The 5,757-nt window shown below is 66.7% G+C and carries 5 protein-coding genes and 1 pseudogene; 4 read left to right on the forward strand and 2 right to left on the reverse strand.

All coding sequences use genetic code 11. From position 1 onward, the window contains the following. The 3 genes and pseudogenes from ceoB to JMF90_RS21170 form a co-directional block, all read left to right on the forward strand. A pseudogene (ceoB, locus tag JMF90_RS21160) lies at positions 1–1,401 on the forward strand (multidrug efflux RND transporter permease subunit CeoB); the annotation flags it as partial. A gap of 10 nt (positions 1,402–1,411) precedes the next feature. After that, positions 1,412–2,953, forward strand: a complete 1,542-nt coding sequence (opcM, locus tag JMF90_RS21165) for a multidrug efflux transporter outer membrane subunit OpcM (RefSeq protein ID WP_011546852.1) — start codon at positions 1,412–1,414, stop codon at positions 2,951–2,953. 386 nt (positions 2,954–3,339) lie between these two features. Then, complete coding sequence (locus tag JMF90_RS21170) at positions 3,340–3,753, forward strand: hypothetical protein (protein WP_011546853.1); 414 nt, start codon at positions 3,340–3,342, stop codon at positions 3,751–3,753. Between the two features lie 192 nt (positions 3,754–3,945). Here JMF90_RS21170 and JMF90_RS21175 read toward each other — a convergent pair whose 3' ends face one another. Continuing rightward, the gene (locus tag JMF90_RS21175; RefSeq protein WP_011546854.1) at positions 3,946–4,836 is read right to left on the reverse strand and encodes a LysR family transcriptional regulator; all 891 of its coding nucleotides are present in this window, start codon (positions 4,834–4,836) and stop codon (positions 3,946–3,948) included. Positions 4,837–4,937: 101 nt separating this feature from the next. Between JMF90_RS21175 and JMF90_RS21180 the strand changes: the two genes are divergently transcribed. Further along, positions 4,938–5,378, forward strand: a complete 441-nt coding sequence (locus JMF90_RS21180; protein WP_006480451.1) for a PACE efflux transporter — start codon at positions 4,938–4,940, stop codon at positions 5,376–5,378. Between the two features lie 102 nt (positions 5,379–5,480). Here JMF90_RS21180 and JMF90_RS21185 read toward each other — a convergent pair. Then, the coding region (locus tag JMF90_RS21185; RefSeq protein WP_201325396.1) for an alpha/beta fold hydrolase at positions 5,481–5,757 on the reverse strand (277 nt) is incomplete at its 5' end.

A 5,757-nucleotide genomic window follows, 5' to 3' on the forward strand; every position in this document is an offset into this window, starting at 1 on the left:
GAGAAGGTGATCCGCGACATGGGTTCGATCGCGCTGAAGCAGCCGGGCGTCGAGAGCGCGGTCGCGTTCCCGGGGCTGTCGGTGAACGGCTTCACCAACAGCTCGAGCGCGGGCATCGTGTTCGTCACGCTCAAGCCGTTCTCGGAACGGCACGGCAAGGCGCTGTCGGCCGGCGCGATCGCGGGTGCGCTGAACCAGAAGTACAGCGCGATGAAGGATTCGTTCGTCGCGGTGTTCCCGCCGCCGCCGGTGCTCGGCCTCGGTACGCTCGGCGGGTTCAAGATGCAGATCGAGGATCGCGGCGCGGTCGGCTACGCGAAGCTGTCGGATGCGACCAACGACTTCATCAAGCGCGCGCAGCAGGCGCCTGAACTCGGCCCGCTGTTCACGAGCTACCAGATCAACGTGCCGCAGCTCAACGTCGATCTCGACCGCGTGAAGGCGAAGCAGCTCGGCGTGCCGGTGACCGACGTGTTCAACACGATGCAGGTGTATCTCGGTTCGCTGTACGTGAACGATTTCAACCGCTTCGGGCGCGTGTACCAGGTGCGCGTGCAGGCCGATGCGCCGTTCCGTCAGCGCGCGGACGACATCCTGCAGTTGAAGACCCGCAACGACAAGGGCGAGATGGTGCCGCTGTCGTCGCTGGTGACGGTGACGCCGACGTTCGGCCCGGAAATGGTCGTGCGCTACAACGGCTACACGGCGGCCGACATCAACGGCGGCCCGGCGCCCGGCTTCTCGTCGGGGCAGGCGCAGGCCGCGGTCGAGCGCATCGCGCACGAGACGCTGCCGCGCGGCGTGCGGTTCGAATGGACCGACCTCACGTACCAGCAGATCCTCGCGGGCGATTCGGCGATGTATGTGTTCCCGATCAGCGTGCTGCTCGTGTTCCTCGTGCTCGCCGCGCTGTATGAAAGCCTGACGCTGCCGCTCGCGGTGATCCTGATCGTGCCGATGAGCATTCTGTCGGCGCTGACGGGCGTGTGGCTCACACAGGGCGACAACAACATCTTCACGCAGATCGGCCTGATGGTGCTGGTGGGGCTGTCGGCGAAGAACGCGATCCTGATCGTCGAATTCGCGCGCGAGCTCGAACACGACGGCAGGACGCCGCTCGAGGCCGCGATCGAGGCGAGCCGGCTGCGGCTGCGCCCGATCCTGATGACGTCGATCGCCTTCATCATGGGCGTGGTGCCGCTCGTCACGTCGACCGGCGCCGGATCGGAAATGCGCCATGCGATGGGTGTCGCGGTGTTCTTCGGGATGCTCGGCGTGACGCTGTTCGGGCTGATGCTGACGCCGGTGTTCTACGTCGTGCTGCGTACGCTCGCGGGCGGCAAGATCCACGTCGCCGGCAAGGATTCGACGGGGTACGGCGTGCCGGCGCCCGATGCTTGAGGACCAGAAAATGAATAACTTGCACAACACGAACGGCCTGATGCGCTTCGCGAAGGTGGCGGCCGCGAGCACCCTGCTCGCGACGCTGCTCGCCGCGTGCGCGGTCGGCCCCGATTACAAGCGTCCGGACGCGGCGGCGCCCGCCGCGTTCAAGGAAGCGCCGACCCTCGCCGCCGGCGAGCAGGCCGGCACGTGGAAGACGGCCGAGCCGGCGGACGGCGAACATCGCGGCGAATGGTGGAAGGTGTTCGGCGACCCGGTGCTCGATTCGCTCGAGACGCAGGCGCTCGCCGCGAACCAGAACCTGAAGGCCGCGGCCGCGCGGGTCGAGGAAGCGCGTGCGGCGACCCGGTCGGCACGCTCGCAATGGTTCCCGCAGGTCGGCGCTGGTTTCGGGCCGACGCGCGAGGGGCTGTCGTCGGCGTCGCAGTTCCAGCCGCAGGGCACCGGCCCGACCAACGCGACGCTGTGGCGCGCGCAGGGCACGGTGTCGTACGAAGCCGACCTGTTCGGCCGCGTCGGCCGCAACGTCGAGGCGTCGCGCGCCGACCAGGCGCAGAGCGAAGCGCTGTTCCGCTCGGTGCAGCTCGCGTTGCAGGCCGACGTCGCGCAGAACTACTTCGAATTGCGTCAGCTCGATTCGGATCAGGACCTGTACCGCCGCACGGTGGAGTTGCGCGAGCAGGCGCTGAAGCTCGTGCAGCGCCGCTTCAACGAAGGCGACATCAGCGAGCTCGACGTGTCGCGCGCGAAGAACGAACTGGCGAGCGCGCAGGCCGATGCGGTCGGCGTCGCGCGCCGGCGCGCGGCGTCCGAGCATGCGCTGGCCATTCTGCTCGGCAAGGCGCCTGCGGATTTCGCGTTCAAGGAAACGCCGATCGTGCCGGTCGCGGTGAAGATTCCGCCGGGCCTGCCGTCCGCGCTGCTCGAACGCCGCCCGGACGTGTCGGCGGCCGAGCGCGCGATGGCGGCCGCGAACGCGCGGATCGGGCTCGCGAAGTCGGCGTACTTCCCGAAGCTCGATATCACCGGGTCGTTCGGGTATGAAGCGTCGACGCTCGGCAACCTGTTCCTGTGGTCGAGCCGCACGTTCCTGCTCGGGCCGTTCGCCGGCACCGCGCTGACGCTGCCGCTGTTCGACGGCGGGCGGCGGGCTGCTGGTGTGCAGCAGGCGCGCGCGCAGTACGACGAGCAGGTCGCGAACTACCGGCAGCAGGTGCTCGTCGCGTTCCGCGAGGTCGAGGACAATCTTGCTGATCTGCGTTTGCTCGATGATCAGATCCGCGCGCAGGATGCGGCCGTCAACGCGTCGCGTCGGGCGGCGACGTTGTCGCGCACGCAATATCAGGAAGGTGAGGTCGCGTATCTCGACGTGATCGACAGTGAGCGGTCGGTGTTGCAGTCGCAGTTGCAGGCGAACCAGTTGACGGGGGCGCAGGCGGTGTCGACCGTCAACCTGATCCGCGCGCTGGGCGGCGGGTGGGGGAATGCGCCGGCGCCGACGGCGGTGGGTGATGCGGCGTCTGGCAAGGCTGACGTAGCTGCGCGGTAAGCGCGAACGGCGGGCGATTCGTCGCTTGCCGACCGTGAAGCGAAGAACCCCGGCATGCAGGCTCAGGTCTGCATGCCGGGGTTCTTTTATGGGTCGTCGCGCTTCAGGGCGCCCGTCGTCGACTTCGCGTGCAAGGGCATCGTTCGATGCGCGTCGCGGACGGGGCCGTGCCGATAGAAGCAAGTGTCGAATTCCGGTCTCGGTCGACACAGCGGCCATTTGATCGTGGAGTAGTATTTCCCCATGTCCAGGTGATTGCCGGGTCTCTTCGGCGGACGGCCGACCATCCCGTGACGACGGCGGCAGGCTCGTCAAGCGTTGGGAAACTGCTTCAACGATACGTGTGGCGGCGCCGGCCGTGGCGACGGCATTGATGGGAACGCATCATGTCAACCGAGTGGAAGCACCGCGTCAGGCTGTTCGTCCAGCGTTTCTGGCAGCCAACCACTGCGTGCATGACCTGCATGCCGGGGAGCTGGGGAAACATCACGAGCCTCCCCCACTGGACCATCGCATTTCATACGGGTCTGCTGACCGGACTCCTGGCGGTACTTCTGACTTTCACGCCGGTGGGGAAACTCTACGCGCATCGATACGGCAATGCGCTGGTCGTTGGCGTCCTGACGACGCTGGGCGACGCCTACTCGCACACGAGTCATTACCGTATTCCCTATGTCGAGCACATCGTGACCGGGGTAATTTCAGGTCTCTTGGCGCTGGCGGCTTCCTATCTCCTCGAAGACCGCGCGCGACGCCTTCGGGCAGCGTGGGCGCGGGTTTTCGGACAGCTTATCCGCTGACTTTCCGGGCAACGTGCCGATAAGCGACCACGCCGGAACGGAAGGCGACGTCCACGGAAATCGATGAAGCACCTTCTTCATTGCACCGTGTTTCGCAACTAACGGTCGGTTTCACCCAGCGCCTTCCGGCGGTGCGGCGGCGTCCCGCCGCGCGCCCCGCTAGTTGACGCATGCTGTCATCAGTGGCGGCGCTCAGGTGTCGGCGCGTTCAGCCCGCAGAGCCCGTACCAGCTCGCTCGCCGCCTTGCCGAGCCCCGTATGCTTCGGCCGCCGCAAATACACCGGCAGCGGCAACCCGTTGCGAATGTTCGCGAACACGAGCGGCGCGAGTTCGCCGTCGGCCACATACCGGCCGATGACCGATTCCGGCAAATTCGCCCAGCCATGACCGGCCTTCACGAGCGCGATCGCGGTGCCCATGTCGGTGACCTTCCACGTGCGATTGCCGATCAGCGGCCGCACGTCGGTCAACGGCCGCTCCGGATCGGCGATCACGATCTGCCGAAACCCCGACAATCGCTCGATCGCTTCCGGATGTGCGGCTTCGGCAATCGCCGGATGGCCGGGCGCGGCGACCGCGATCAATGTCTCGGTCCACAGCGCGTGAATCTGTTCCTGCGGATGAAGATCGAGCCCGCCGTACGCGACGCAAAGATCGACGGTGCCGCGATGCAGCGCGTCGACGATCGCATCCTGCGGCGCCGTGACGACGCTGACCGCGAGCGCCGGATATTTCGTGGCCACGGCGGTCAGTGCGCGCGCAATCGGCACGCCGTCGATTTCGGCCGCGAGCCCGAGCCGCAGCGTGTCCTCGACGCCTTCCGACAAGTGCTGCGCATGCGCACGCAGCGCATGCAGCCGTTCGGCGATCGCGCGCGCATCGGGCAGCAGCGCGGCCATCGCGGCGGTCGGCGTGGGCTCGCGCGTGCCGCGGTCGAACAGCACGAGGTCGAGCTCGGCCTCGAGGTTCGCGATCGCCATGCTGACCGCCGACGGCGTACGGCCGAGCGCACGCGCGGCGGCCGAGAACGAGCCTTTGTCGATGACGGTCAGCAGCATGTCGATGTGATCGCTGGTCAGCATGGTCGGCCGCCTCCTGTCAGAAAAATTGAAAGGACCTGACTTTGGCGGATGCAGTGCCCGCTGTAGTCTCGCCACATTGTTCGATATGAGGGTGGTCGGTCATGCAAGGATGGAAGAGACGCATAGTCTACGTCGTGATGTTCGAGGTGCTCGGCATCCTCGTCGCGTCGTCGGTGCTCGGGATGCTGAGCGGCGCGAGCGCGGCGACGAGCGGGCTGCTCGGCGTGATGATCTCGACGACGGGCGTCACCGTCAATTTTCTGTACAACCTCGGGTTCGAGGCGTGGGAGCGGCGACGGGCGGAAACGACGCGCACCGTCGGGCGGCGTGTCGTGCATGCGATCGGGTTCCAGGTCGCGCTCGTGACGTTCCTGATTCCGCTGATCGCGTGGTGGCTCGACGTGTCGCTATGGCAGGCGTTCCTGTACGACGCGGTGCTGATCGTGTTCTTCCCGATCTTCACGTTCACGTACAACTGGGCGTTCGACAGCGTGTTCGGGTTGCCGGATGCGGTGACGCGCAAGGCGGCGCCGGTGGCGTAATGTAGACGGATGCAGAGGGATGCGAAACGATGCGGGCACCCGCGACGTTTCGCTTCTGCAAGAAAGAGGAAGGCCGGGCGGCGCGCATGCCGCCCGCTCGCGTTACGCGGCGACGAACTCGTGCACGTAACGGTTGAACACCGCCGGACTCGCCGCATTCATCCCGTGCGACGCACCGGCGACGGTCTGCCGTTGCGCATGGCCGATCCACTGCGACAACGTGTCGACGTTGTGGCGGAACATCTTCGGGCTGCGCTGGCCGTCGATCAGCAGCGTGCGGCATGCGATGTCGCCAGCCGTGTGCTGCGAATACGCGGGCAGCGGGTCGCGCAGTTGCTTCGGCAGCGTGCTCGCGTTGTCGATCGCCATCGTGCGAAAG

The sequence above is a fragment of the Burkholderia sp. E168m23 genome (assembly GCF_016586125.1).
Lineage (GTDB): Bacteria > Pseudomonadota > Gammaproteobacteria > Burkholderiales > Burkholderiaceae > Burkholderia > Burkholderia orbicola.

What these genes read in the sequence shown, in the direction of transcription:
- opcM (WP_011546852.1), top strand. Translation starts at nt 1,412, where the DNA reads ATGAATAACTTGCACAACACGAACGGCCTGATGCGCTTCGCGAAGGTG.
- JMF90_RS21170 (WP_011546853.1), top strand. Translation starts at nt 3,340, where the DNA reads ATGTCAACCGAGTGGAAGCACCGCGTCAGGCTGTTCGTCCAGCGTTTC.
- JMF90_RS21175 (WP_011546854.1), bottom strand. Translation starts at nt 4,836, where the DNA reads ATGCTGACCAGCGATCACATCGACATGCTGCTGACCGTCATCGACAAA.
- JMF90_RS21180 (WP_006480451.1), top strand. Translation starts at nt 4,938, where the DNA reads ATGCAAGGATGGAAGAGACGCATAGTCTACGTCGTGATGTTCGAGGTG.